This window comes from Brevibacillus sp. NRS-1366 (genome assembly GCF_050467985.1).
Genome location: NZ_JBITPN010000058.1, coordinates 1 through 23,800 on the forward strand (window position 1 = coordinate 1; position 23,800 = coordinate 23,800).

23 protein-coding genes and 3 pseudogenes are annotated in these 23,800 nt (G+C 45.1%); 19 read left to right on the forward strand and 7 right to left on the reverse strand.

The window, feature by feature from the left end; genetic code table 11:
* Positions 1 to 141: 141 nt before the first annotated feature.
* From ACIFQN_RS32000 to ACIFQN_RS32070, 15 genes and pseudogenes are all read left to right on the forward strand, one after another.
* Positions 142 to 621: a DUF1643 domain-containing protein gene (locus ACIFQN_RS32000; protein ID WP_429837102.1), complete on the forward strand. Its 480-nt coding sequence runs from the start codon at positions 142 to 144 to the stop codon at positions 619 to 621.
* 80 nt (positions 622 to 701) lie between these two features.
* Positions 702 to 1,088 (forward strand): ArpU family phage packaging/lysis transcriptional regulator, encoded by a 387-nt coding sequence (locus tag ACIFQN_RS32005; RefSeq protein WP_429832052.1) that lies wholly within the window; start codon positions 702 to 704, stop codon positions 1,086 to 1,088.
* 723 nt (positions 1,089 to 1,811) lie between these two features.
* Positions 1,812 to 2,264, forward strand: a pseudogene (locus ACIFQN_RS32010) (hypothetical protein); the annotation flags it as partial.
* 67 nt (positions 2,265 to 2,331) lie between these two features.
* Positions 2,332 to 2,826 (forward strand): hypothetical protein, encoded by a 495-nt coding sequence (locus tag ACIFQN_RS32015; protein WP_429837103.1) that lies wholly within the window; start codon positions 2,332 to 2,334, stop codon positions 2,824 to 2,826.
* 220 nt (positions 2,827 to 3,046) lie between these two features.
* A pseudogene (locus ACIFQN_RS32020) lies at positions 3,047 to 4,341 on the forward strand (site-specific DNA-methyltransferase).
* Between the two features lie 139 nt (positions 4,342 to 4,480).
* On the forward strand, positions 4,481 to 4,714 hold the full coding sequence (locus tag ACIFQN_RS32025; RefSeq protein WP_429837104.1) for a hypothetical protein: 234 nt from the start codon (positions 4,481 to 4,483) through the stop codon (positions 4,712 to 4,714).
* A 47-nt stretch (positions 4,715 to 4,761) separates the two neighbouring features.
* Positions 4,762 to 5,364 (forward strand): hypothetical protein, encoded by a 603-nt coding sequence (locus tag ACIFQN_RS32030; protein WP_429837105.1) that lies wholly within the window; start codon positions 4,762 to 4,764, stop codon positions 5,362 to 5,364.
* A gap of 60 nt (positions 5,365 to 5,424) precedes the next feature.
* Positions 5,425 to 6,069, forward strand: a complete 645-nt coding sequence (locus ACIFQN_RS32035) for a hypothetical protein (protein WP_429837106.1) — start codon at positions 5,425 to 5,427, stop codon at positions 6,067 to 6,069.
* Positions 6,070 to 6,306: 237 nt separating this feature from the next.
* Positions 6,307 to 7,587, forward strand: a complete 1,281-nt coding sequence (locus ACIFQN_RS32040; protein ID WP_429837107.1) for a PBSX family phage terminase large subunit — start codon at positions 6,307 to 6,309, stop codon at positions 7,585 to 7,587.
* A gap of 16 nt (positions 7,588 to 7,603) precedes the next feature.
* Positions 7,604 to 8,962 (forward strand): DUF1073 domain-containing protein, encoded by a 1,359-nt coding sequence (locus ACIFQN_RS32045; RefSeq protein WP_429837108.1) that lies wholly within the window; start codon positions 7,604 to 7,606, stop codon positions 8,960 to 8,962.
* A gap of 318 nt (positions 8,963 to 9,280) precedes the next feature.
* The gene (locus ACIFQN_RS32050; protein WP_429837109.1) at positions 9,281 to 9,766 is read left to right on the forward strand and encodes a MerR family transcriptional regulator; all 486 of its coding nucleotides are present in this window, start codon (positions 9,281 to 9,283) and stop codon (positions 9,764 to 9,766) included.
* Positions 9,767 to 10,031: 265 nt separating this feature from the next.
* Positions 10,032 to 10,262 (forward strand): MerR family transcriptional regulator, encoded by a 231-nt coding sequence (locus ACIFQN_RS32055; protein WP_429837110.1) that lies wholly within the window; start codon positions 10,032 to 10,034, stop codon positions 10,260 to 10,262.
* Between the two features lie 215 nt (positions 10,263 to 10,477).
* Positions 10,478 to 10,939 carry an SRPBCC family protein gene (locus ACIFQN_RS32060; protein WP_429837111.1) on the forward strand — a complete coding sequence of 154 codons (462 nt, stop codon included), beginning with the start codon at positions 10,478 to 10,480 and terminating at the stop codon, positions 10,937 to 10,939.
* An 82-nt stretch (positions 10,940 to 11,021) separates the two neighbouring features.
* Positions 11,022 to 12,506 (forward strand): MFS transporter, encoded by a 1,485-nt coding sequence (locus ACIFQN_RS32065; protein WP_429837132.1) that lies wholly within the window; start codon positions 11,022 to 11,024, stop codon positions 12,504 to 12,506.
* 360 nt (positions 12,507 to 12,866) lie between these two features.
* Complete coding sequence (locus ACIFQN_RS32070) at positions 12,867 to 13,304, forward strand: VOC family protein (protein WP_429837112.1); 438 nt, start codon at positions 12,867 to 12,869, stop codon at positions 13,302 to 13,304.
* Positions 13,305 to 13,453: 149 nt separating this feature from the next.
* Here the strand turns inward: ACIFQN_RS32070 and ACIFQN_RS32075 are convergent, their stop codons facing one another.
* Together ACIFQN_RS32075 and ACIFQN_RS32080 are read right to left on the reverse strand one after the other, a co-directional pair.
* A complete protein-coding gene (locus ACIFQN_RS32075; RefSeq protein ID WP_429837113.1) occupies positions 13,454 to 14,743 on the reverse strand; it encodes a Zn-dependent hydrolase in 1,290 nt (429 codons plus the stop codon).
* A 185-nt stretch (positions 14,744 to 14,928) separates the two neighbouring features.
* Complete coding sequence (locus ACIFQN_RS32080; protein ID WP_429837114.1) at positions 14,929 to 15,798, reverse strand: LysR family transcriptional regulator; 870 nt, start codon at positions 15,796 to 15,798, stop codon at positions 14,929 to 14,931.
* Between the two features lie 330 nt (positions 15,799 to 16,128).
* On the opposite strand from ACIFQN_RS32080, the gene ACIFQN_RS32085 reads away from it, so the two are divergent.
* The gene (locus ACIFQN_RS32085) at positions 16,129 to 16,314 is read left to right on the forward strand and encodes a YopX family protein (protein WP_429837115.1); all 186 of its coding nucleotides are present in this window, start codon (positions 16,129 to 16,131) and stop codon (positions 16,312 to 16,314) included.
* A gap of 404 nt (positions 16,315 to 16,718) precedes the next feature.
* On the opposite strand, the gene ACIFQN_RS32090 is transcribed toward ACIFQN_RS32085, so the two are convergent.
* Genes ACIFQN_RS32090 through ACIFQN_RS32100 form a run of 3 tightly spaced genes read right to left on the reverse strand, consistent with a single transcriptional unit; the run spans position 16,719 to position 18,768 of the window.
* Positions 16,719 to 17,429 (reverse strand): B3/B4 domain-containing protein, encoded by a 711-nt coding sequence (locus ACIFQN_RS32090; protein ID WP_429837116.1) that lies wholly within the window; start codon positions 17,427 to 17,429, stop codon positions 16,719 to 16,721.
* A 30-nt stretch (positions 17,430 to 17,459) separates the two neighbouring features.
* Positions 17,460 to 18,098: a LysE family translocator gene (locus ACIFQN_RS32095; RefSeq protein WP_429837117.1), complete on the reverse strand. Its 639-nt coding sequence runs from the start codon at positions 18,096 to 18,098 to the stop codon at positions 17,460 to 17,462.
* Positions 18,099 to 18,150: 52 nt separating this feature from the next.
* Complete coding sequence (locus tag ACIFQN_RS32100) at positions 18,151 to 18,768, reverse strand: FMN-binding negative transcriptional regulator (RefSeq protein WP_429837118.1); 618 nt, start codon at positions 18,766 to 18,768, stop codon at positions 18,151 to 18,153.
* Between the two features lie 122 nt (positions 18,769 to 18,890).
* Between ACIFQN_RS32100 and ACIFQN_RS32105 the strand changes: the two genes are divergently transcribed.
* Both ACIFQN_RS32105 and ACIFQN_RS32110 read left to right on the forward strand, forming a co-directional pair.
* Positions 18,891 to 20,270, forward strand: a complete 1,380-nt coding sequence (locus ACIFQN_RS32105; protein ID WP_429837119.1) for a PLP-dependent aminotransferase family protein — start codon at positions 18,891 to 18,893, stop codon at positions 20,268 to 20,270.
* A gap of 250 nt (positions 20,271 to 20,520) precedes the next feature.
* Positions 20,521 to 21,075, forward strand: a complete 555-nt coding sequence (locus tag ACIFQN_RS32110) for a dihydrofolate reductase family protein (protein WP_429837120.1) — start codon at positions 20,521 to 20,523, stop codon at positions 21,073 to 21,075.
* A gap of 173 nt (positions 21,076 to 21,248) precedes the next feature.
* On the opposite strand, the pseudogene ACIFQN_RS32115 reads toward ACIFQN_RS32110, so the two are convergent.
* Together ACIFQN_RS32115 and ACIFQN_RS32120 are read right to left on the reverse strand one after the other, a co-directional pair.
* Positions 21,249 to 21,581 (reverse strand): annotated as a pseudogene (locus tag ACIFQN_RS32115) (IS110 family transposase); the annotation flags it as partial.
* On the reverse strand, positions 21,575 to 22,768 hold the full coding sequence (locus tag ACIFQN_RS32120) for a saccharopine dehydrogenase family protein (protein ID WP_429837121.1): 1,194 nt from the start codon (positions 22,766 to 22,768) through the stop codon (positions 21,575 to 21,577). The pseudogene ACIFQN_RS32115 and the gene ACIFQN_RS32120, both read right to left, overlap by 7 nt.
* Before the next feature lie 418 nt (positions 22,769 to 23,186).
* Here ACIFQN_RS32120 and ACIFQN_RS32125 point away from each other — a divergent pair, with 418 nt between their 5' ends.
* Positions 23,187 to 23,708 (forward strand): MgtC/SapB family protein, encoded by a 522-nt coding sequence (locus tag ACIFQN_RS32125; RefSeq protein WP_429837122.1) that lies wholly within the window; start codon positions 23,187 to 23,189, stop codon positions 23,706 to 23,708.
* Positions 23,709 to 23,800 lie beyond the last annotated feature (92 nt).

The window sequence follows — 23,800 nt, forward strand, 5'->3', positions numbered from 1 at the left end:
ATTTCCAGTTTACCATATTGCCGGGGGACTATCGTTTTGCTTAACAAAATATTTCGGGAGTGAAGACCAGGAAGAGAGGGCAATAAATGGCTAGGTCCGCATAAAAATAATGGGTAAATCCTCTATAAAGGAGTGGTACCCATGGAGAAGGGGGCAATTTTAGACAAAACCAAGAAATATAGGTACGAATTGTGGCGTAAGTGGAATTTTGATAAACCGAGAATTTCTTTCATCATGCTAAATCCTAGTACTGCCGACCACACAGAAGACGATAGCACCATAAAAAAATGCATTAAATTTGCAAAGAGATGGGGTTACGGCCAGATAACGGTTGTTAATTTGTTTGCATATCGGGCAACAAAGCCTGAGGAACTCAAAGGCGTGACTGATCCTGTTGGGCACGAAAATAATCAGCATCTTTTAAATGTTATCGATAACTCTCAAGTCATCGTTGCGGCATGGGGCGTGGAAGGAAAGCTTCATGGAAGGAATATTGAAGTCGCTGATATGTTGCGATCAAAAGAAAATGTTTATTGCTTAGGTACTACTAAAGAAGGTCACCCAATGCATCCCCTCTACCTGAGAGATGATACAGAATTAATACTGTTTAGGAAACAATAAAAAAGCCCCCGTGCAGGGAGCCCGAATATGTGTTTGGCAACCATATTATACCACGGGCAACCGGACAGGGGGAACGGAAGATGAGCGCACAAGAACAAATGTCAATGTTTCCGCCGATAGATGAGAGAGCAGTACGGCAGGCGGTAGCAAAAGAATTAAAAGCATATAAAGCCCTTCGTGTTGCTGCCCAAAATAGAAAAGAGCAGCAAGAGAAGGGGATCGATCAACTGTTTCCACGATTGCAGTCGTCAGATACTAAAAACATCTTAAAGGCTCAGCAGATAGAACGTGCGCTGCAATACTCATTGGATGAGGTTGAGCGGCAGATCATTGAAGAAAAGTATCTTAGTACATCAAGAGTTAAGGACATCAACATATACCTAGACTTAGGTATGACTAAGGATCAATACTACCCAAAAAAGAAAGATGCGATTTTTCAGATTGCAACGGCACTCGGTATTATCTGAGTGCTCTTTTTTATGCCAAAAACCCCGATAAAAACCCGATAAAAAGTAGGACAAAATCAGGGATAAAAGCTAGGACGTTTTTCGAACGTTTGATCGGTAATCTTGAGTCAAGGGCAAGCGACACAACCCCTTGGGAGATACCGTCTATCCCTTATCAATGGCGCATCTGAGCGAATCTATGGATGATGAAGAATGTTACCTTACGAGAGGGGGACATTTAGAGTCTGAACGCGCTAGTCTTGCGATGATCGTAGCAGGGAACATGCAACTGTTTCTTTCGTTGTATGCATTGCTGCGGTTTTCAAGTTTTGGAACCCCTCTCGGAGCTTTAGAAAATCGCCATTACTCTGTTGGGATATACCGGACAGGGGATAATGCGAGACCTACGGCTTCGGCCACTCGCCCCTTGTCCAGTATCACTCATATTCGAACACACCGATCCTGACTCAAACGTGCAGTTCAAGACCGGTTGTACCGCCTCCTAACCTGTGATCGCAGCAGGCACAAGGAACGGCATGTGGCGGAGTCCCCTGCCGAAGAGAGTGGGGTTATTTGAAATTGATTTTGGTGTTATGATTTTTACAAACTGATAATGGTCGCGGGAGAGGGATAATATTGTTTAATAATGACACAATTGATATTTGGTCAAAAGTCTATTTTATTCAGGCCGAAATCGGGGGGCCAATTAAAATTGGTTCAACTAATTAGGATTCCCCAGAGAAAAGGCTAGAAGAGTTGCAAACAGGAAATCCGGAAAAATTAGCAATTGTACACTGGACGACTGGCGGAAAAGCATTAGAATTTTATCTGCACAAAAAATTTGAGAAATACCATAAATTTAGAGAGTGGTTTTGGCCCGAAAAAGAACTTGTGGACTTTATAGAAGAATTAAAATTCAAGGATGATTATTGCGGTAGAATGCTGTCGATTGTGGAATTTGCAAAAAAAGAAGGTCATCCGATTGAAAAAGATGAGTGGGAAACTGTAGTCCATTTATCAAGAAGAGCCATCCTTCAAACAGATAATCTTGAAACAAAGTTGAAATATTGGAAACTCCTCGATTCATACAGTACTTATTTTGATAACTTTCCATCAAAGGTAAGAAGTAAAAGGAGATTTATGTGTTGGACAAATGAGGGAAGACAATCGACCGATCTTCAAATAAAAAAGCAGTAACATAAATGATTAGTTGTCTTTTTGTCGCCGCTAGACATTCCTTTTTCATGGAGGTGGGTGAGATGTAGTGCGACAGTTTGTGGACTCAGATACCGGAGAAATATTCTACACCGAGGAAGTGCTCCGCCGGTCAGACGAGATCGTAAAGGTATTTCGACCAGCAGGTCGCAGCGTCAAATTCGTGAAAATCAAAGCCAGCCAGAAGGCAAAACGACGGCTCCGGAAGCTGTCGCTCGCTGAGGCTGGTTTTTTGTTGAAGATTGCGCCGTATGCCATGGAGGGAACCAACCTCCTGCTGGGCGACAACGAGCGCGGTCACAAGGGAACGCCGCTTACAGTCAAAGACCTTGCCCGCATCGCTCGCTGCTCCTATCCAACGGCTCGCAAGATCGTGAAAACATTCATTGAGTTGCACGTCCTACGCCGGACTGATCTGGATGGCCGGGCAGCATTGGCAATCAATCCGCTATATTCCCTCAACGGGAAAACAGCAGAATCGTGGCTCTTGCAGCTATTCAAACAGGAGATCACAGAGGCTGGAGAAGACCCGAATTTGGACTAGGGGGTCGCCAGAAGGCAACAGCCAGCAGAGCATTGTGGCTCTAAGCGCCAACCTCATTTTTTGCGGTGAAAGAAAACATATACTTTCCTGTTCGAATAGTAGTCGTTTCGTTACACCACGAAAATGCGCCACCAGCTCAACAGCAGCAAGGCTTTCATCAGTTTTTGGTCTGGCAATATTCTTAATTCTTACTTTATCGCCACGAAAGGAGCTGAACAGCTTGGACATACGGAAATTACATATCTCGAAGATCAATCCTGCTCCTTATAATCCGAGGTAGATTTGCAGCCTGGTGATCCAGAATACGAGAAACTTAAACGATCGATTATGGAGTTTGGATACGTGCAGCTGCTCATCTGGAATGAACAATCAGGAAACCTCGTCGGAGGACATCAAGGATTTAAGATACTCGTTAACGAGTTAGGACGGACTGAGGTAGACGTCTCTGTTGTGGACCTTGATGATATCCAAGAGAAAGCACTCAATATTGCTCTAAACAAGATCAGTGGGTCATGGGATGAGGAAAGGCTCGCCCAGGTGTTTGCGGAACTGCAAGAAAGCGAATTGGATCTCATTCTTTCCGGTTTTGACAATGAAGAAGTCGCAGATTTGCTCAGTGAATACATAGACATCGAGGTAGACGAGCCTGTTGTCGAGGATGAATTTGATATCCAGAAGGCGCTAAATGAGATTAAGGAGCCTGAGACGAAGCAAGGGGATATCTGGCAGCTAGGGCGGCATCTTCTCATGTGTGGAGATTCTACAAGCCTGGACGATGTGCAGGCACTCATGGATGGCACAAAGGTTGATTTGGTGGTAACGGACCCCCCATATAATGTAGCTTTTCAGAGCGACTCAGCAGAGCTGGCTGCAGATGGTCGGGAAAGCATAATGAACGATGACATGCCCATGGAGCAGTTCGAGGATTTCCTGGAGGCTGTATTCCGAAATTATGCAGCGATCATGGAAAAACAGGCTGCTATTTATGTTTTCCATCCTTCTGGCTATCAGCGTGAATTCGAGAACCAAATGAATGCAGCTGGTATCGTCGTCAGAAGACAGTGCATCTGGGTGAAAAATGCGTCTACATTCGGTTTTGCTCAGTACAAATTCAAGCATGAACCGGTGTTCTATGCTCATTTGAAGGGACAAGCTCCCGCATGGTACGGGGATCGCAAGCAGACGACAGTTTGGCGTCCTGGTCTACAAACAGATGTAAATGAACCTGAGACTGCGTGGGAAGTGTCACGAGGTGACGTAAATAAATACGTTCATCCCACACAAAAGCCTCTGGAGCTTCTGTCTATCCTAATTAGTAACAGCAGTCAGAAGGGTAACGCCGTTGCTGATTTCTTTGGTGGCAGTGGCTCCACGCTCATGACTTGCGAACAAATGGGACGCACCTGCAGAACTATGGAGCTAGACCCAAAGTTCTGTGACGTCATCAAGCGCAGATATTACGAAGGAACAGGCCAAGAGCCAGTTCTAATACGCAGGTTGCAGGACGCTGCTTAAAACAACAAAAGGGAGGCACACGAACGCCCCCCTTAGCAACCAGGTCACCCCGGCTGAGATAGCGAAACGCTGCGGCCGCAGTTTTCACCATCACTCGCTATCTCGTTTTCCATTTTACAGGAAAGCCGAGGGTGTCACAATGAAAAATGCAAACAATTGTTCTCTTTCAAATTCCGATGCTCTGCTTCTTCAGCACGAAATTGAAATAATGGAAGGCATAATCGAATCAAAGGATCAATACAGGAGAGTAGTGAAAGCAGCCATAGCAAAATGGGTTAAGGACTTCCAGTCTGGTCATATTGAAATCAAGACGGTAGATGACCTGAAGAAGCTGATAGAGCTTGATATCGAGTTACAGAAGTATGATTATTAACTAGAAATAATTCCCTATTCACGTATAATCTACTTGGAGGGGAAAGAATGATTAAATATTTCTTATTAATTCTATTAGGGATTATTTTGCTTGTTTTATCGCAGGTAAAAAATCAGCGTGTATTTAGAAAGGATATTTATCAGATTTATAAAGATTTGAAAAAAGAACTAATGTTTATGGGAGTCACGGGCGACCAATATGACAATGCAAAAGATTTCTTAAGGTCACAGAGAATTCAAGATAGAGACCTTGAGAAGCTTCAGACACTAATTACAATCCATACAACCAATAGTAATTTAATTACTCAAATCGGAACAATCTCGGCAACGGTAGCAATAACTATTATCACACTATTGTTTGGAATATTATCCACAGCGGTATTGGGCGGACTTTACAGTAAATATGCAGAGATGTATATAGAGTCTGCAGATAGTAAGAAAATCGATAATTTATTTAGTGAAATGGATAAAATGGTAGAGATAATAGGGGATGAGTTTATTATTATCGCTTGGTTGTTGTTAGGCGGCATAGCTATATGGAAACTTTGTTCTATTGATACTAACCAAACGAATGTGGTACTTCAGAAAATTGTATCAGACGAAATCCAAGACAGGAAAAATTCAAAAGAACAGTTTAATGCACCCAATTAAAAGGGTGCATTTTCCTTTTCAAAAACAACCCCATGAATTGGTGAGGTGGTGTACATGTAGATGGCTCGTAACCCAGAGAAACAAAGGTGTAAGGCGAGAAGCAAGCAGCGCGGCGAACAGTGTAAAAACTGGGCAAAGCCTGGCTGGGATGTGTGCCGCTTCCACGGTGCGGGCGGCGGTGCCCCAAAGCGCAATGTCAACGCAGTCAAGACAGGAGAGCATCAGTCGATTTGGATGGATGCTCTTACCCCTGATCAGCATGACGTAATCGCGAGAGTCAGCGTTGAGCCGATGGAGCAGATAAACCAATCCATAACGCTCTTCGCTTGGCGAGAACGTGAAATCATGCTGAAGATAGCAAAGCTGGAGAGTGGTCTGACTGAGAAGCAACGGAGGGTCTTACAAGAACGGATCACAGTGAAGGACCCAGTACAGGTTCATGACGACAAATCAGGAAAAAACAAGACGATCGTTGTCTCCCGTGATGAGATGGTAACTACGGAGATTGCAGAGACTGAGTATCGGGCAATCGACGACATCCTCACCCTGCAAGAAGCCCTAACGCGTGTCACAGACAAGAAGCTCAGAGCAGTCGAAATGAAGCACCGCCTGAGTCTTGAGGACGATCCTAATGAACAAGAAGATGACGGTTTTATCGAGGCGCTGGATGGCAAGGTGGAAGAAATATGGGACGAAGAAGAGTAACCCTTTATGCAATATTTATGCATTCTATGGTCAGGAAATAATTTGCTTTATTCGTCGAAAACTGCGCCGTTACTGGATTTGCATAAATGATGTATAAACCTTGGTTATCCACACCTCAAAAGAACCGCGTTGATATCGCTTTTTTACTTTCTGGTTGCGTCAGATAATAAATATTATGTGAACTGCAAATGCATACGATATACATTTTCGACAAGGAGGTAGAGGGTGATGAATTAGATGAAAAAAGTTAAGTCCGCCTCTTTCAAGTGGAAACCTCTATCGACAAAACAATTGAAGGTACTGACATGGTGGCGTCCCGGCTCTCCTGTAAAGGATAGGGATGCCATTATTTGTGATGGTTCCGTTCGTGCCGGTAAAACAGTCGTAATGTCATTTTCCTTCGTGGCCTGGGCTATGGATACATTCGATGGCGAAAACCTTGGAATGGCTGGTAAGACAATTGGGGCACTGCGCAGGAACGTCTTACAGCCGTTGAAACGCATACTCAAAGGTCGCGGATACAAATTCATGGACCACCAATCCGCAAACTATCTGACCATTACTTACAAAGGGAAAACGAACTTTTTCTATCTGTTTGGTGGAAAAGATGAAAGCTCTCAGGATTTGATTCAGGGTATTACTCTTGCCGGTATGTTCTTCGATGAGGTGGCGCTAATGCCACAGTCGTTTGTAAGCCAAGCCACAGCACGTTGTTCTGTTGATGGACATAAGTTCTGGTTTAACTGTAACCCTGCTGGACCATATCACTGGTTTAAAGTAGAGTGGCTTGACGATTTAGAGAATAAAAATGCAGTTCACATCCACTTCACGATGGATGACAATCTGTCCCTCTCACCCAAGACAAAGGAACGGTATAAGCGCACGTACAGAGGCATCTTTTTCAAGAGGTTCATTCTCGGACTATGGGTGCTGGCAGAAGGAATCATTTACGACATGTGGGACGATGACGATAACACGTTCGACGACGATGATTTCACGCCAAATAATAACCAGGGGGCACGCCGATATATCTCCGTAGACTACGGAACAAGTAACCCCATGGTATTCCTGGACATCTGGGACGATGGCAATACTTGCTGGCTCTACAATGAATATTATTATGATGGTCGAAAAGAAGGCGTACAGAAAGAAGATAGTCAGTACGCTGATGACTTCGATTTGTTTGTTGGCTCGGATGATCCGCCGCTTCATTCGATTCTGGACCCATCGGCAGCAAGTTTTAAAGCTGCATTGAAGAATCGGGGATATCGTGTTAAAGATGCGGATAACAGCGTTGAGGACGGCATACGGATGGTTTCTACGATGATGGCAAAACGTAAACTCCGAGTGCATCGTCACAATTGTCCGAACTTCTTGAAAGAAAGATCCAGTTATATTTGGGATGAGAAAGCGGGTCAAAGTGGCAAGGAAAAGCCAGTAAAACAAGTGGACCACTGTATGGATGCTATACGGTATTTCGTAAAAACGATCATTAAGGCTAGACGACTACTAGGCTAGGAAAGGAGGATGGGAAGTGAGCAGACGTAAAAAGAAATTTGCAAAAGATGCGAGGCAGCCTCCCGTGCAGAAGAAGCCTCCTGTAAAAGTACCTCCAGGATTGACAACGGATGCTTTTTCCAATGTGCTCGCCCGCCTGGGTAGTGGAACACCTAACCTCATGGAAGGTACAGAGTATACCATGACCAGGCTGTCTCGAGACTATCAGCTGTTGAACACTCTTTATCGAGAGCATTGGATCATAGCAAAGATTATCGACGCGATTCCAGAGGACATGACGCGGAACTGGATTACGATTACCACACAACGTCCGCCTGACGAAATTAGAAAGCTCGACAAGCTATGGCGGGTGCGCCGGGTTAAGTCAAAGATTCTTGAAGGGCTCAAATGGGGCCGCTTATATGGCGGAGCTGTGGGCCTGATCATGATCGAGGGTCACGACGATATTCTGGATCAACCCTTGGACTTCGATCTGATTATGCCAGGATCGTTTAAAGGCTTGATGATTCTGGATCGCTGGTCTGGTGTGTACCCGAGCTCCGAACTCGTGAACAATATTGATGATGTGGAATTCGGTCTGCCAGAGTCCTATCAAGTCACCATGGATGCTGGAAAAACAACACTTGTTCACCACAGCCGTATTCTCCGCTTTACTGGTCGGCAACTTCCGTATTGGGAGAAGATCGCAGAGAACTATTGGGGCGCTTCTGAGGTTGAGACAGTGTTCGACGAATTAAAGAAGCGTGATAATACTTCATGGAACATTGCCCAGCTTATTTTTCTGGCAAATCTCCGTGTAATGAAAAGCGAGGATTTGGAGGAAATGCTTGCTATCGGTGGTGAGAGGATGCAATCCGATATCTACAAAACCATCCAGACCCAAAACTGGTTGATGAGTAATATGGGATTAAACATGATTGGCAAGAATGACGAGTTCCAAACACATTCATACTCCTTCGCTGGACTAAATGACATCTACGAAAGCTTCATGCTCGACATCGCAGGAGCAAGCCAAATTCCGGTTACACGGCTCTTTGGTCGGTCGCCCGCGGGAATGAATGCAACGGGAGAAAGCGACCTACAAAATTATTACGAGGTGGTCCAGCAGCAGCAAGAATCTATCCTTGGACCAATTCTCGACAAGCTTCTTCCGATCATGTGCATGTCAGAGTTTGGTGCGATTCCAGATGATATTGACTACACATTCGACCCAATCAGGACACCGAATGATTCAGAGGTAGCCGAGCTGGTCGATAAAAAAACCACATCTATCATAAACGTGTTCCAGGCAGGTATTATCGGCCAGAAAACAGCTCTAAAGGAATTAAAGCAAATGAGCGAGACGACAGGGATGTTCACCAATAGGCATCGATGAGGTCAAGGACAGCGATCGCTCTGTGCTCGCCAAAACATCATTGTTGGAACCAGCACTGGGGCAGACCGAGTGGACGGAGCGAAGTTGAAGTTGAAATGGATTTGGTGTCGTGCGATTTCTCAACTAACGAAGTCGAGTTAGCTTAGTTAGCTTAATAAAACAGCGGCAATCTAGGACGTAGTTTTCTCGTCAATGGCTACCGCTGTTTAGGTTGCTAGGGTTAGTCTAATACTTGAAATATGTTCTTGAACGTTACGTTACGTCATGTTTTATAATCTAGGTACCGGTAAATGGCAGGCGCTGAATAAGGGGTTGATTATGAAACAATATTGGAAGATAGGGGAAATTGCCAAGCTGACAGGGCTAACAATACGAACATTGCGATTTTATGATCAAATCGCCTTGTTCTCACCAAGTGAGCAGACAGATTCCGGACACAGATTGTACACTGAATCCGACATTTCGCGTCTTCACCAAATTCTCTCTTTGAAGGAATTGGGGTTAGCTTTGGAAGAAATCAAATCGCTCTTGGCTCAGAATCAATGCAGTCCTATTGAGATAGTATCCATACAAATTGAACGATTAAAAGAAAAAATAAAGATTCAGCAAAAGCTTCTTGAAGAGTTGGAACATGTGTCGTCACTCATGCACATGAAAGAAGCGTTAACCGTAGACGATTTTACAAAAGTACTGGCTATGATGAAAAAGAGCCATGACAAATTTTTCTACGAGCGACAGATGATAGCGGAACGCAGTTTAGATCGACTAGGTGACTTTCTTGCTGAGCATCATGACGAACGATAGCTAAATGGAGGATCCGCATGAAGAGCAAGCGAACCGTACACCACACAACTTTCTATTGATAACTCTCGGAACGTAGAGAATTGATCGCCCACGAACCGATGCTAGGTTTGACGCTTACACCATATCCAGTTATTGGGCCATTCGGTCCCAGGTCCCTAAAGAACAATACCTCTTTTTCAACCTTGCGCGAAAAAAAGGGGATGATCATGAAACGGGAGTGGAAAGTAGGAGAACTTGCGAAATTAGCAGGATTCACGGTTGGACATTGCGATACTACGACCAGATCGGTTTGTTCTCGCCATCCGGTCATACTGATTCCAAACACAGGATTAATACCGAATCCGATATTGCACGCCAACAGCAAATTCTATCATTGAAGGAGCTCGGCTATTCGCTGGATCAGGTCAAATCAGAAGGTGTCGGCGATCATTTCAGCCTGTTAGATATCGTCTCCCTTCAGATTGCTCATTTAAAAGAAATTATAAGCGTTCAATAGAAGCTTTAACAGGTACTAGATCATTTACCAAGCCTTATGCAGAGTAAAGGACCTTTTACAATTCTAGATTTTATCAAAATATTGGTCGCCATGAGGATGAATCATGAGAAATATTACGTCGAACGGAAAGCGATCTGGGATTCACACCTGACCGGCTTGATGATTTTCTCGAAGAGCATCCGGATGAGCAGACCTAAGGGAGGATTAAATAAACCATGAACGAACGAGCCGTAAAACACTCTACCTTTGTGATCGAGCGTAATTATAACGCATCACCTGAGCGGGTATTCGCCGCTTGGTCGGATGCGTCGACCAAAGCTCGATGGTTTCCGAAAGCCGACGAGTTCGACTTCCGGGTCGGCGGGCGGGAGATCAACCGCGGAGGTCCGCCGGGAGGGGCGATCTACACTTTCGACGCCTGCTACCAAGAGATCGTGCAGAACAATCGCATCGTTTATACCTACACCCTGGACATGGGAGAGACACGGACATCGGTCTCTGTGACGACGGTGGAAATTAGGCAGGCGGACAGCGGTACACAGCTTATCTACACTGAACAAGGCGCCTTCTTTGATGGTCATGATACGCCGGAACAGCGCGAGCACGGGACGAAATATATTTTGGACAAACTGGGCGATTTTTTGAAGACCGATGACGAACGCTATGAACGGGACTGAGATACAGGCCGGCATGCGTGAATGGGTCGGGCTCGCGGTGCTTGCCCTTCCCGCCCTTCTTGTCTCGATCGATCTCTCCGTAATGATTCTCGCACTGCCGCACATTGGCGCCGACCTCGGCGCCGACAGCGCCCAGCAGTTGTGGATCATCGACATCTACGGCTTTATGCTCGCCGGGTTCTTGATCACTATGGGGACGCTGGGTGATCGGATCGGGCGCCGCAAACTGCTGTTGATCGGCGGGGCCACATTCGTCATGGCCTCGATAATGGCTGCATTCTCCCAAAGTGCTGAGATGCTAATTGCATCCCGCGCAATACTCGGCATAGCCGGTGCGACTGTATCGCCTTCTACTCTTGCTTTGATAAGCAACATGTTCCGTGCCCACAAGCAGCGCTCCCTCGCCATCGGCATATGGTTAACGTGCTCCATGGGCGGCATGGCCCTCGGACCGGTGGTTGGAGGTATCCTGTTGGACCACTTCTGGTGGGGCTCGGTGTTCCTTCTGGGCGTGCCGGTCATGTTGCTTCTACTATTAACCGGACCTATGTTGCTGCCCGAATACCGGCACCCCGAATCCGGTCGGCTGGATTTGATCAGTGTCGCGTTATCGCTGGGCGCCATCCTGCCGGTCATATACGGCCTCAAGGAAATTGCCAAGTACGGTCTGCAGATGGTGCCTGCATTGTTAATACTGGCAGGCATCGTCCTCGGCACGGTGTTCGTGACGCGGCAGCGCAGGCTGACGAGTCCCCTGCTGGACCTGCGCTTGTTCGCTAGTCCCGGATTCAGTGCTGCACTGGGGGGCATGTTCGGTATTACACTGACAGGAGCGACCATGCTCTTCATCGCGCAGCATCTCCAATTCGTGCAAGGAATGTCGCCGCTTCAGGCAGCGTTGTATATGCTCCCAGGGGTAATTGCCTCGATGGCCGGTATGCTTCTCTCGCCGCTTATCGCACGCCGGATCCGACCGGCGCGACTCATCGGAACGGGTCTCTTGGTATCAACCGCGGGCTGTTTTCTGCTGACTCAGGTGGGGGGTGAGTCAGGTCTCACGTTTCTGGTGCTCGGGTACATCTTCTTCAATATAGGTGCAGCCCCGCTCCCGAGCCTGTCAAGCGACCTTGTCATTGGCTCAGCCCCGCCGGAGAAGGCGGGATCAGCTGCCTCCATGCTGCAAACCAGCGGCGAATTCGCCTTTGCGCTGGGCATTGCAGTCTTGGGCAGCATCGGTACGATCGTTTACCGCAACCAGGTGGCGAACTTTATTCCCGCCGACTTGCCGGCGTCCGCGATACAAGCTTCCCGCGACAGCTTGGCCGGTGCCACGGCTATAGCGGAAGGCCTCTCCGAACAATTGGGTAAGGCACTGCTTACCGGTGCACGCGAAGCCTTTACCGGCGGGATGCACACCGTTGCGGCAACCAGCGGCGCTATCATGCTCGCTATTATCGTCCTTGTCGTTACGCGGCTTCGGCATGTACGACCAATCGGAGAGACACAGTCTAACCAAGCCGACAGTATTCCAGAAGAAGTACCCGGCGTTGCCAAAGAATCAAGTTAGTTGCACTGCATAGTCATGCTTACGTAAGTAACCAACCAGTACGAGTACATCTCTTTGATTGGGAACGCCGAAGGGTTAAGCCGGTCGCGTATGCGGCGTGACCGGGCTTAATCCCTTCTTCAACTGTTCAAAGAAAATAAAGTATTAGATTGAGAAAATACAGTATTAGACTGACGATTCGGCATTTAGCTAACGGGCAGGATAATTGAGCGCTAAACAGATTAAAACCGAATTGAACGGATGCTTCTAGTCTTCCAACAAACGCCCCAGTTTGTTGGATAAAGAGGAAAATCTATTAACAATCGAGAAGAAATCTTTAGAATACATGTGTGTTAATTTTAGGTCTAGGAGGTATGGGATATGAAGATCCATCGAATAGATCATGTGAGTGTAAACGTAAATGATCTTTCAGCAGCTAAAGCGTTTTTTCTCGATTTGGGACTTGAAGTGCAAGGGGAATGGGAAATGGAAGGAGAGTGGTTGGGTCAGGTAGTTGGGCTTACTAACGTTAAAACAGCATGTGTAGGATTGCGAACGCCAGACGGTCAGGCATGGATAGAGCTAGTCAAATTTTATACGCCGTCAGATGAACAAGATATTCAGAAACCCTTTGCAAATACGCTGGGTATCCGACATATTGCATTTGCTGTTGAAGATATTGAAGCTATTGTTGCCAAATTGAAAAAGAAGGGCACGGAAATCTTTAGTGAGATACAGCAATATGAAGAAAGTTATAAGTTATGTTATGTTCGTGGGCCAGAAGGAATTATTTTAGAATTGGCTGAAAAAATCAAATAACTATTGAAGATTAAGCTAACGGGTACGTTAGTTTAAGAACAGTTCTTACAATATAAGACCCAATTTAAACGTGTTGAAATTAACAAGCGTTCCCTTAAGAATAATCAACGGTTTTGATATGTTTGTTGAATAAGAGCGGGCTTCCCCGCTCACTCCTCCTGCATCGATTCGACGAACTCCTTCAAAACATGAACAGCTTGCACGCAATCATTCAAAGAAGACCATTCGCGCGGATTATGGCTGATGCCCTCCCGGCTCCTCACGAACAGCATGCCGATTTTTGTATGGCGCGCCAGAATCATCGCATCATGCCCGGCTCCGCTTGGCAAAAACATCGGCGCGATCCCCTGCCCTTCCACGATTTTTGCCAGCTTTTCCTGCATTTCTTGACAGATGGGGGCGGGCTTGGCGAGCGATTTTTTGTCAATCTGAACCGTCACCCGGTGCTCATTGGCGATAGCCTCGACTTTTTGGCTGATCAGCTCCACCAGCTGCGCCAGTGTCTCCTCATAAATATCGCGAACGTCCACATACAGCTCAACCTTTTGCGGAATCACGTTGATCCCGTTTGGAGAGACTTCCAGCTTGCCGACCGTCGCCACCGCTGAAGAGCTGACCTTTTTGGGTAATGATTTCAGCTCATATACAAATTGGCCCGCGGCCACGAGAGGGTCATAGCGATCGGCCATCGGCGTATTTCCGGCATGCCCTGCGATCCCGTCAAATGTGATTTTGAGCAAATAGAGTCCGGCGATCCCTGTTACCACCCCGACAGGGAGATATTGTTTTTCCAAGCGTTTCCCCTGTTCGATATGAACCTCAATGAACGCTTTGCACTGGGCAAAGTCACGTTTCGCCCGCAAAAAATGATCAACGCGAAGCCCGTAATCCTTAATCACGTGCGCAAAGCTGTCGCCATGGATATCCTGCAGGCAAAGCTGCTGTTCCATATCTATTTCCCCCACCATAGCGAGGCTGCCGGTAAGCCCGTCGTTAAAGCGGGCGCCTTCTTCATCCGAGAAGATAATGACTTCAAATGGATGCTTCGGCCGGTAGTTTGTTTCTTTCCACGCTTCGACCACTTCAAGCGCGGTCAGGACGCCCAGCACGCCGTCGAAATGCCCGCCGTTCGGCACGCTGTCCACGTGGGAGCCTGACAGAATGGCGGGCAAATGATCCTCCTCACCAACTAGGCGACCGATGATATTGCCTGCCTCATCTTCGCGTACGGCAAGCCCGGCTTCCGCCATCCATGTGCCTACAAGCTTTTTTGCTGCACGTTCCTCGCGGGAATAACCGATCCGGCAGGAACCGCCACTCTCCGTTCTGCCGATTTCGGATATGGTAGAAAGGCGGAGGGCCAGTCTTTCACCTGAAACGCCAGCGCGATCGAATGAACGGTCATAAGATTCTAGCAATTTTTCATTAAGTTTGATCAAAGTAAATGAACCTCCTTCGTCGATGATGAGCAGCCTCTGGCTGATTTTCCTGTTGATTTATCATAGTTCAAATTTGCGAGAATGAAAAATGAAGAGGTTCAATGCTAACCATTTAAAAATTAATGGATGAAAAAGAGCGAAACAACGGCCGTCAAAAGCCGGATTTCGCTTGCGATGAATCGAAATTAAGCGCGAAGCTTATGCCATTCATGCAGCACAACGTCAATAAAACTGCTAACGGTACTGAAGTCCCGTTCATCCTTCAGGTAAATCAGGTAGGTGGGTAATCGTTCGGGAAAGCGCCGCAGGACAGCAAGACTTCCTTCACGTACCTCTTTTTGGATGAGGCTCTCGCTGATGAGGCCAATGCCCGCTTTTATCATGACCGCACGCTTCAAGGCTTCCTCGCTGCCGCATTCGATTGTCGACGCCGGCTTGCAGCTCATTTCATCCAGGCAATGCTTGACGACGCTATCTTGATCATAGGTTATAAAAAAGGGATTCTCGACAAAGAGGCGGGCGATGCTGCGTTCTTTGGCCAATTCCGGATGTGCGACAATCGCGAGATCTTCCTGATCGATCAAGATTTCCTCGATTCCCGGACGATTGCTTGTTCCCGCGATAATCCCGATATTCGCTTGATTTGAATCGATGAGCTGGATGGTTTCTTTACTTTTGTAGCAAAGCATCTTCATCTGGACCTCGGGGTGGAGCTTCAGATAGACGCCAAGCAGCCGAGATAAATAGTGGCTACAATAAAATTCCGGTGCGGAAATGCTCAACGTTCCAAACGGTTTTTTCATTCTTTTTAAGTCCCGCTCCAGTTCCTCGACGCTCTGAAAAATTTTTTCCGTATGCTTTTGCAGCAATTTGCCGACAGGCGTCAGAAACGTTCGCTTTCCGACCCTGCTTAGGAGTGTATGGCCAATTTCCTTTTCCAATGCTTGAATTTGCAAGCTGATCGTCGGCTGGCTATAGCGAAGCGCATCGGCTGCTTTTGTCAAATTGAGGTGTTCGGCAACGGCATGAAAGGTTCTAAGATGGCGTAATTCCATACATGTTCCCCCTAAGGTATCGAATCGCATTTCGGACTAGGTCAGATATATCGTAGTCCATTTGACAGGCGCAGACAAATGGTTTTTTCCGTCAAAGCGAGAGGTCATGCGGCAAAGAGCAATATCGTGATGTTTTTTGGATCCTGATCGCCGTTCGCATCATTCGCACATGCCGTAAGCTGGGGATCAGCATGCAGGCTTTGCCCGAAAATCCGAAGAGGCTGGAATCGTCTTCATCGGTCCATCACCCGAAGTGATCGCCCGGAAGGGAAGCAAGATCGAGTCGCGCAAAGCGATGGAGGAGGCGGGGGTTCCTGCCACCAGAAACGGTTGGGCAAATTCACCGGCCTCCGTGACAAGGACGGTAGGGAGATTTACGAAGGGGATTTGCTCGAGCATGATATGGAGGTCGATGGGATCTGGGAGACATACGAGGCTTGTGAAGCCGTATACGACCAAGATAACGAGATCTTTTGCTTTGAAGGTGACACGCAAACACCATTGACAACCTTATAGTTAGCGCTACATTAATAGCTATATATACTGGAAAGCCAGTAGTAGAGAATAAATTTTATGATCAGTACCAGATGTTCGAGTTTTTGTTTAAGGTAGACTCCAGGGACGGGGAACTATTAAGAAGATCCGATGAAACTACTGATGCGGAATTTTTTGAGATTGATTCACAGCCAGTAGAAGGGTCGATAGTCTAGGAAAAGCATCAGAGGCTGCTGGAGATGATCCAAGCAGCCTCGTTAAGCTATTGGGCAGTTCTTTTCAAAAACTCCCTTTTTCTATAACTCCATGTGAGATTCGGTTCTACGCAACTTATTCTAATTCAGCCGGGGAGCATTACTCCTATAATATGGTGCGGGCAAGTCCATATCGCCTCAAAGAGCATCATTTTTAAATGCAATTTGACCTTAACCAAAGATTGTCATTTCCCTATTATTACTATCTAACACTTCAATCTTCACAATACCACCAAGATGATGTGACACTAAATCAGACAATTCTTTAAGCGCCATATGAAACTCATCGCTTCTTGTTTCATCTATTAATTCAATACAGAGGAATGCATTTTTCGTATTTTCTGTTAGCATCGTCCTCTGAGCTTCACGCCAATTCCAGCATCTGCATATTGCACCGTCATCATCTTTATAAACGATTTCTCCTTCATATGGCAAAGTATTTTCATCACTTCCCAATGGGATAAACGGTTCGTTACCATTTGCCTGCGTCAGCCGAATATCGCCTACAAAAGTGTCGATATCTTCTCCACCACACGGAAGCCCATAACGCAATGAAATGGAATTATAGATGTCAACAAGCGGGTTTATTGTTCCAATATGATTGCCATTTTTCACTCTTTTTAATAAAGCTTCAATGGAACACCTTGCCCCTTTCTTTGTCTTGAATTTCTGAAAAGCTTCTCGCCAAACGAATATGACCGGATTACTACTGAATTCCTCCAAACTTAAGAATTTATGTGCTTCTTTCTCTGCCTCCTGCAGCAGCTTCTCGTAGATTTCAACGTCCCTTATTGAATTATCAATTCCCTGGAAAATAACGGTGCCTATTTTTGCATGAGGGAATAACGACCAAAAATCATCTTCAATGATAAATCTAGGCATAACATATCTCTCCATTTCATCTTAACAATCTTATGTTTTGGAGGGGCTCGCAAAGGCGGAGAATACCCCTAGAACAATATATAAATAACCAGTTATTCGATTCACAAACTTTGAACTGGTTTTCCTACCCACAATCCGCTTTCTAATACTTGCTGCGAGAACTGCGTACAGACCATCGCTAATAAAAGCTAGGATAATAAATATAGTTCCTAAAAGCAAAAATTGTACAGTGACTGATCCAGCAGTAGGTGATATGAATTGTGGAAAGAAGGCTAAAAAAAAGAGTGCTGTCTTAGGATTCATTACTTCTACGAGCGCTGATTCGTAAAAAATCTTTAGTAATTTTTTGCGAGGGGCTGTTGGAATTTCTGAAGTCGTACTATCAGATTTAGAAAATAAAGTCTTGCACCCCAGATAAATAAGATAAGCAGCACCCAAGTATTTAACGATAGTAAAGGCTGCTATTGAGGTCATAAGGATCGCAGAAACCCCAATGGCTCCAGCCAAGACGTGAACAGAGCCGCCAAGAGATACACCAAGAACGGATACCAGGCCCGCTTTCTTCCCTTGATCTATACTTCTTGCCATAATATAGAACACCGCTGGACCAGGTATGATTAACAATGTAGCAGCAGCAATTACAAATAGCCAAATAGTGGAGAACTCCATAAAGCTCAACTCCTTGTTGTATTTTTGCACATGATGATTGATGAAAGCAAAATTACGCTTTATTTTTCAGGTTCGCTTTCATCAAGGAGGCAATTTGTTGCTCGTTTGGAAAGGGAATCTGTTCCAACTGTTTTATAACGAGCTCTTGTCTGTGTAAGGAATGGTTTTGACTTACCTTTGCTTTCCCTTCAATCCTATCGATCTTGATTTTGAATCCTTGAACGCCTTTGTTCATACCACCGAGATATTCAGCATCTACATTCTGCAATCTGTAAGAGCTGTCAGGGGCTTCATACTTCAATACCAAATCATTCAAGGAACTCATTAACTCGTGCTCATCCCGGATTAGCTCAACTTCCCCGTAAACATGAACGGTCACATAATTCCAGGTTGGTACTGCTTTATTGGTCTCATACCAAGAGGGAGAGATATAACAATGAGGACCATGGAAAACGGTTAACACTGTCTGATTTTGAATATCCTTCCACTGCGGATTTGGACGGGCAAAATGACCGTACAAATAGGTTTTCTCCTTATTCAACATCAGAGGTAAATGTGTAGCGAAGGGCATTCCTTTATGAATGGAAAACAATGTTGCAAAACTGTTCTCCTGTATGACATCGTAGGCAGCAGCTGCGTCTTTCATCGTAAAATGTTCTGGAATATACATTTGACCTCTCCTCAATCCTATTTTTGACATCCAACAGATATCCTTTACTCGGTATGATATAATTCAAACTGACATTTAAAAAGGTACAATACTGAAAAAATTCACATGTCAGGGAGATAAAAGTGATAAACACCATTTTTGCTTTTACAGATACTTCCCCCAAATACAAACAAATCTACGAGCAATTCAAATTATTGATTGAACATGGCGACATAAAGGCGGATGAGCCATTGCCCTCCATTCGTCAACTTGCAGATTCCTTACATGTAAGCCGTAATACAACATTAATGGCTTATGAACAGCTGGTTGCTGAAGGGTATATTCGCGGCGAAGGGCGAAAAGGTTATTTTGTAAATGAGTTAGAGCCCCTTTTATTTCAAGAGGCTCGCAGCTCTTCTAATCACAAGCAAACAGAGCTGGTACCACCTGTTCGCATTGATTTCCGCGCAGACGTCGTCGATCAATCGCAGTTCCCATTAAAAACGTGGAGGAGGATCTCGAATCAAGTATTAACGGTAAAGGACAGCTTTCGATACGGGGAACCTTTTGGCGAATTGTGCCTGCGCGAACAAATCGCAGCGTATATACTCCAGTCTCGTGGGGTGAGAACAGATCCAAATGCCATCATTATCGGAAGCAGTACTGGGCAAATGCTTGTGTATCTCGGTCATGTCCTGAAACATGATTTTTCTAGCATGATTGTGGAGGATCCTGGTTATGATGGCGCTAGGGAAGCTTTTCAATTAAATGGTTTTACGCTTGAAACACTGCCCGTTTATGAGACAGGTGCTGATTTTTCACACTTAGAACATATGAAATCAAGATTAATTTATGTGGCGCCGTCCCATCACAGTCCATACGGGGTAAGCATGCCCATTCAACAAAGGCATGCACTTATCCAATGGGCAAACAAGATGCAAGGATATATTATCGAAGACGATTATGATAGTGAATTTCGCTATACCCAACAACCATTTCCCGCTCTCGCTTCCATAGATTCAACGAGAGTGATTTATCTCGGAAATTTCTCAAAGTGCTTTCTTCCAGGAATTCGTTTATGTTATATGGTGTTGCCACAGCCACTTATCAACTGTTATAAAAATCAATTCACACATTTCGAGAGCACCACTTCACTACTTAGCCAATTCGGAATGGCGAAATTTATGGAAGAAGGGGAATGGAATCGCCATATTAAACGAATGCGCCTTGTTTATAAACGAAAAATGCAGCACTTGGTTTTTGAATTAAGGAATCATTTCAAGCGAAATATATCAATAATTGGCGAGCAGTCTGGTTTGTACTTATTAGTCAAAGTACACTTGGAGCGTTCAGAAGAATGGCTCATAGAGCAAGCGTCCATTCAGGGGGTTAAAGTCTATCCTACTTCCCTCTTCTTCATAAAAAACAAAACCGATAAACCAATTATTAAACTTGGTTTCAGTAATTTATCATGTGATGAAATCCAGCTTGGTGTGAAGCTCTTAAAAAAGGCTTGGTTATAAAATACATCACACGTTTGCCAATTTAGAAAGCCTTCCTAACTGGTAGATCGACTTCAAAAATAAATATACGCTCAGCTCCGCGGAGAGCGACGGCGTGAACTTTATCGCCGCTTCTTCTAGTACTTGCCGAGCAGCAATTACTGAATTAAAGGGCAGAATAGTTGTAATCCTTTCTGTTATGAATATGACACAAATTGACATATTTAAAGGTCTAAAATGGGTGGTAGATCAACGAAAGGAGTAACAAATCATGAAACGAAGAATCATTTTAGATTTAGCAGTTACTTTAGATGGTTTTATTGAAGGGAAAACTGGGGAAGTTGATTGGTGCATTATGGACTCTGAGATGGGGTTTATTAATTTCTTAAATCAAATTGATACTATTTTATATGGAAGAAAAAGTTATGATTTATGGGGACAATTTACTCCAGAAATTGAACATACTGATACCGAAAAAGAAATTTGGGGATTAGTTCATAGTAAAGAAAGATATGTGTTTTCCAGGACACAAAAAGGGACTGATAATAAAGCAATATTCATAAATGATAATATTCTTGAAGAAGTAAATAAATTAAAGAATAAGCCTGGTAAAGACATCTGGCTATATGGTGGTGCAAGTCTTATTACAACTTTTATCAATTTAGGGCTTGTTGATGAATTTAGATTATCTGTTCACCCTGTTATTTTGGGAGAAGGAAAACCGTTGTTTATTGATATAAAACAGAGGTTGAATTTAAAAATGGTTAATACAAGAACGTTCTCCTCTGGCGTTGTGCAACTAATCTATCAATTGAATGGGAAATAATATTCTCACGAGTACGCGCTTATTCGCTGGATTTCACTCCCATGTCTCAACGGGTCTGGGCCCTATGTTTAAGTTCACTCGGTACTCCGTGCTTTCTTTGAAATCCTGCGAATAAGCCAACACATGTGTTATCGGTGAATCAAAGCTTACGCTGCTTGTGACAACGGCAATGTTTTCAGTTCAGGGAAAACAAGATCGACCCAGCGGTGCAGCTGGTTAATGGCACTTACCATTCGTTTAACGATTGCATCACGGTTAGATAAGAGAACCCGTAATTCCTCGAACGCTTCCGATGTGGAATGAATGTGGGAGTAGTAGCCGTTCTTGACCATGTCAGCGATAACCAGTGCATCTTTCCTATCGCTTTTGGAACGTGTATTAACTCGGTTTTCTTTGTTCTTTTTTACGAGATGAGGGTTCACCAACACGACTTGGAACTCATGATGGAACAGCCAGCGGGATATACTTAGCCAGTAATGGACGGTTGGCTTCATGCCGACTATCGAGCAGCCTCTACCGATTCACTCTCCGCATCTAGCTGAGTGATCTCCTCATGCATATAAATACCCCGCTTTTCCAGCTCTGCAAATACTTCTGCTGGTTCAAACGCCTCCTCAGGAATGAGGACACCCGTCTTTTTCACCATGCCTTTGGCAATCATCTCCGTTGCAACAGCCATCGGAATCCCGACATTGCGTGTATATGCCCGCAGCTTCTCCCAGCCTTCTACTGATCCATCAGACGCAGGATGAGTATGATAGAGGACGTGCTGGACACGGCGTCCTTCCTTTGTTCCGATGACTTCTACATGCAGGGAATAACCGTACAGCTCTGTTTCTTGACCTTCCGTAGAGTGGAACAAGAATTCACTGATACAATCGAGTATGCCGATTTCTTTGTCATTGACGGTGATCTTGTCATTGCGCATGAAGCCCCAGTCATAGAGGGCGCGAACCAGCTGCATGTTTTTCGCAGGCCAGGTACCGCGTACCTCGATCAGCTGGACATTTTTATGTGCGAGTGCGGTTGCCAATGTTTTTGTCTCCGCATGAGGGATGATGTATTGAATGGTTTTTCCATAAGGCTGGGGCAGTTGAATTTCACGTGGCCGAGCAAACGGAGGAACTTGTATAAACTCACCATTTTCAAAGACGACACGACCAGGCAGGAGGGGGTCGTATTCATACGTCGTTGTCTCGGTGATGGAACGGGAAAAAGCAATGGGACGGAAAGCGCCGTGGCTGACGCGAACCGATTTGACCGTATCCAGTTGGCCCGCAGCATGCATCGCCATCATTTGGGTGACACCAGGCGTCATGCCAAAGCCAGGCACGCAGGTCTTGCCGTTTTTCTTGAAGATCTCGTCTGAGGCTTCTTCCGCTCCAAAACCGTTCAGATTAATTCCATGGCAGCCTGCTTCTGCTATGCAGGCAGTTGATAGCCCATTGAGAGTAATGGTCGTTCCATCCATGACGATGTCGTAGCCGCGCATTTTTTTGACGGTGTCAGCATGATCACGCACATTGATTTGTACGAAGTCAACACGTGGATCATTAAGCGATTCGACAATTTTTCTACCTTCTTCCTCATTGAAGTCAGCTACGGTAATTTTTTCAAAGCTAGAGTACTGGACCAAATCAAGAATAGACTCCCGGCAAATTCGGCCTGCGCCGCCCAGACAAAGAACTTTCATGCGAATTCCTCCTGTAATTGGTACCTTAGTTTTCTGAATATTGGGTCTGTCTGATAAAAAGTATATCATAGGATGTTGTTTTTATGTTGTTTTTATTTGGTGTTTTTTGTGTATTTAATTTGTTTATCCTTCTTTATGTTTTATTAACAATAAAAAACACATAAACAAGCAATTAAATAAACGAATATCAAATTAAAGACAACATAAACATTAAGAAGGATGCTATAATAGATATAAAATTATGAATATTTAAACTTATAAAAGGGGTGGTCGGAAATAAAGCACCGAACGAGCATCCAAACAGTTTGGGATTGTCCTGTTTCGGACCTTTGGAGGAGTGTAGCTTCACCCTATACAATAGGTCTATTTCACACATCAGCACATATTATTTCTCTATCGCTAAAAGAGGGTGGATCGCATGGAATCTCTGCATGTATTTTACGAGCAGCATGTCATCATGAATCTGGAGATGTATTTGAGAGTGGTGATTAGCGCAGTTCTTGGCATGTTTATCGGGTGGGACCGTTCACACAAAAACAAACCTGCCGGGCTAAAGACATATATGTATGTCTCTGTCGCTTGCACGTTAATTACGCTTGTTTCCATCTACAGTACAAAAATGTACAGCTCGCCTAATAGCGGAACGATGATGGACCCGATGCGTCTGGCTGCACAGATCGTCACAGGGCTTGGATTTCTGGGAGCGGGTGTGATTCTCAAGGACGGCTTGCAGGTAAAAGGACTGACTTCTGCAGCAATGATATTTTTTGCTGGCGGGATTGGAATTGGGATCGGGGCTGGATTTTATGGCATTGTGATTTTTTCCGTTATCGTGGCGTTCGCGCTGGCCAGGGTAAGTCAGCGCTTTGAAGAGGTTCAGCATAAGCGAACGGACAGTAGCGAAAAGGCGTGTTCCGTTAAGAAGCAAGAGGTAGGGTAGGAGAGGCACAAGGAAGCGGTGCGAGCAAAGCGTACCATTCGATCAGGTCCGCACGTTCAAAGGCTTGAAGTCTGAAGTCTGAAGTCTGAAGT

Excerpts from the sequence above, each read along its gene's own strand:
- ACIFQN_RS32080 (WP_429837114.1), bottom strand. The coding sequence starts at position 15,798 with ATGGAATTACGCCATCTTAGAACCTTTCATGCCGTTGCCGAACACCTC.
- ACIFQN_RS32035 (WP_429837106.1), top strand. The coding sequence starts at position 5,425 with ATGGCTCGTAACCCAGAGAAACAAAGGTGTAAGGCGAGAAGCAAGCAG.
- ACIFQN_RS32005 (WP_429832052.1), top strand. The coding sequence starts at position 702 with ATGAGCGCACAAGAACAAATGTCAATGTTTCCGCCGATAGATGAGAGA.
- ACIFQN_RS32090 (WP_429837116.1), bottom strand. The coding sequence starts at position 17,429 with ATGCCTAGATTTATCATTGAAGATGATTTTTGGTCGTTATTCCCTCAT.
- ACIFQN_RS32095 (WP_429837117.1), bottom strand. The coding sequence starts at position 18,098 with ATGGAGTTCTCCACTATTTGGCTATTTGTAATTGCTGCTGCTACATTG.
- ACIFQN_RS32110 (WP_429837120.1), top strand. The coding sequence starts at position 20,521 with ATGAAACGAAGAATCATTTTAGATTTAGCAGTTACTTTAGATGGTTTT.
- ACIFQN_RS32030 (WP_429837105.1), top strand. The coding sequence starts at position 4,762 with ATGATTAAATATTTCTTATTAATTCTATTAGGGATTATTTTGCTTGTT.
- ACIFQN_RS32070 (WP_429837112.1), top strand. The coding sequence starts at position 12,867 with ATGAAGATCCATCGAATAGATCATGTGAGTGTAAACGTAAATGATCTT.
- ACIFQN_RS32100 (WP_429837118.1), bottom strand. The coding sequence starts at position 18,768 with ATGTATATTCCAGAACATTTTACGATGAAAGACGCAGCTGCTGCCTAC.
- ACIFQN_RS32060 (WP_429837111.1), top strand. The coding sequence starts at position 10,478 with ATGAACGAACGAGCCGTAAAACACTCTACCTTTGTGATCGAGCGTAAT.
- ACIFQN_RS32025 (WP_429837104.1), top strand. The coding sequence starts at position 4,481 with ATGAAAAATGCAAACAATTGTTCTCTTTCAAATTCCGATGCTCTGCTT.
- ACIFQN_RS32065 (WP_429837132.1), top strand. The coding sequence starts at position 11,022 with ATGATTCTCGCACTGCCGCACATTGGCGCCGACCTCGGCGCCGACAGC.
- ACIFQN_RS32125 (WP_429837122.1), top strand. The coding sequence starts at position 23,187 with ATGGAATCTCTGCATGTATTTTACGAGCAGCATGTCATCATGAATCTG.
- ACIFQN_RS32120 (WP_429837121.1), bottom strand. The coding sequence starts at position 22,768 with ATGAAAGTTCTTTGTCTGGGCGGCGCAGGCCGAATTTGCCGGGAGTCT.
- ACIFQN_RS32040 (WP_429837107.1), top strand. The coding sequence starts at position 6,307 with ATGAAAAAAGTTAAGTCCGCCTCTTTCAAGTGGAAACCTCTATCGACA.
- ACIFQN_RS32000 (WP_429837102.1), top strand. The coding sequence starts at position 142 with ATGGAGAAGGGGGCAATTTTAGACAAAACCAAGAAATATAGGTACGAA.
- ACIFQN_RS32050 (WP_429837109.1), top strand. The coding sequence starts at position 9,281 with ATGAAACAATATTGGAAGATAGGGGAAATTGCCAAGCTGACAGGGCTA.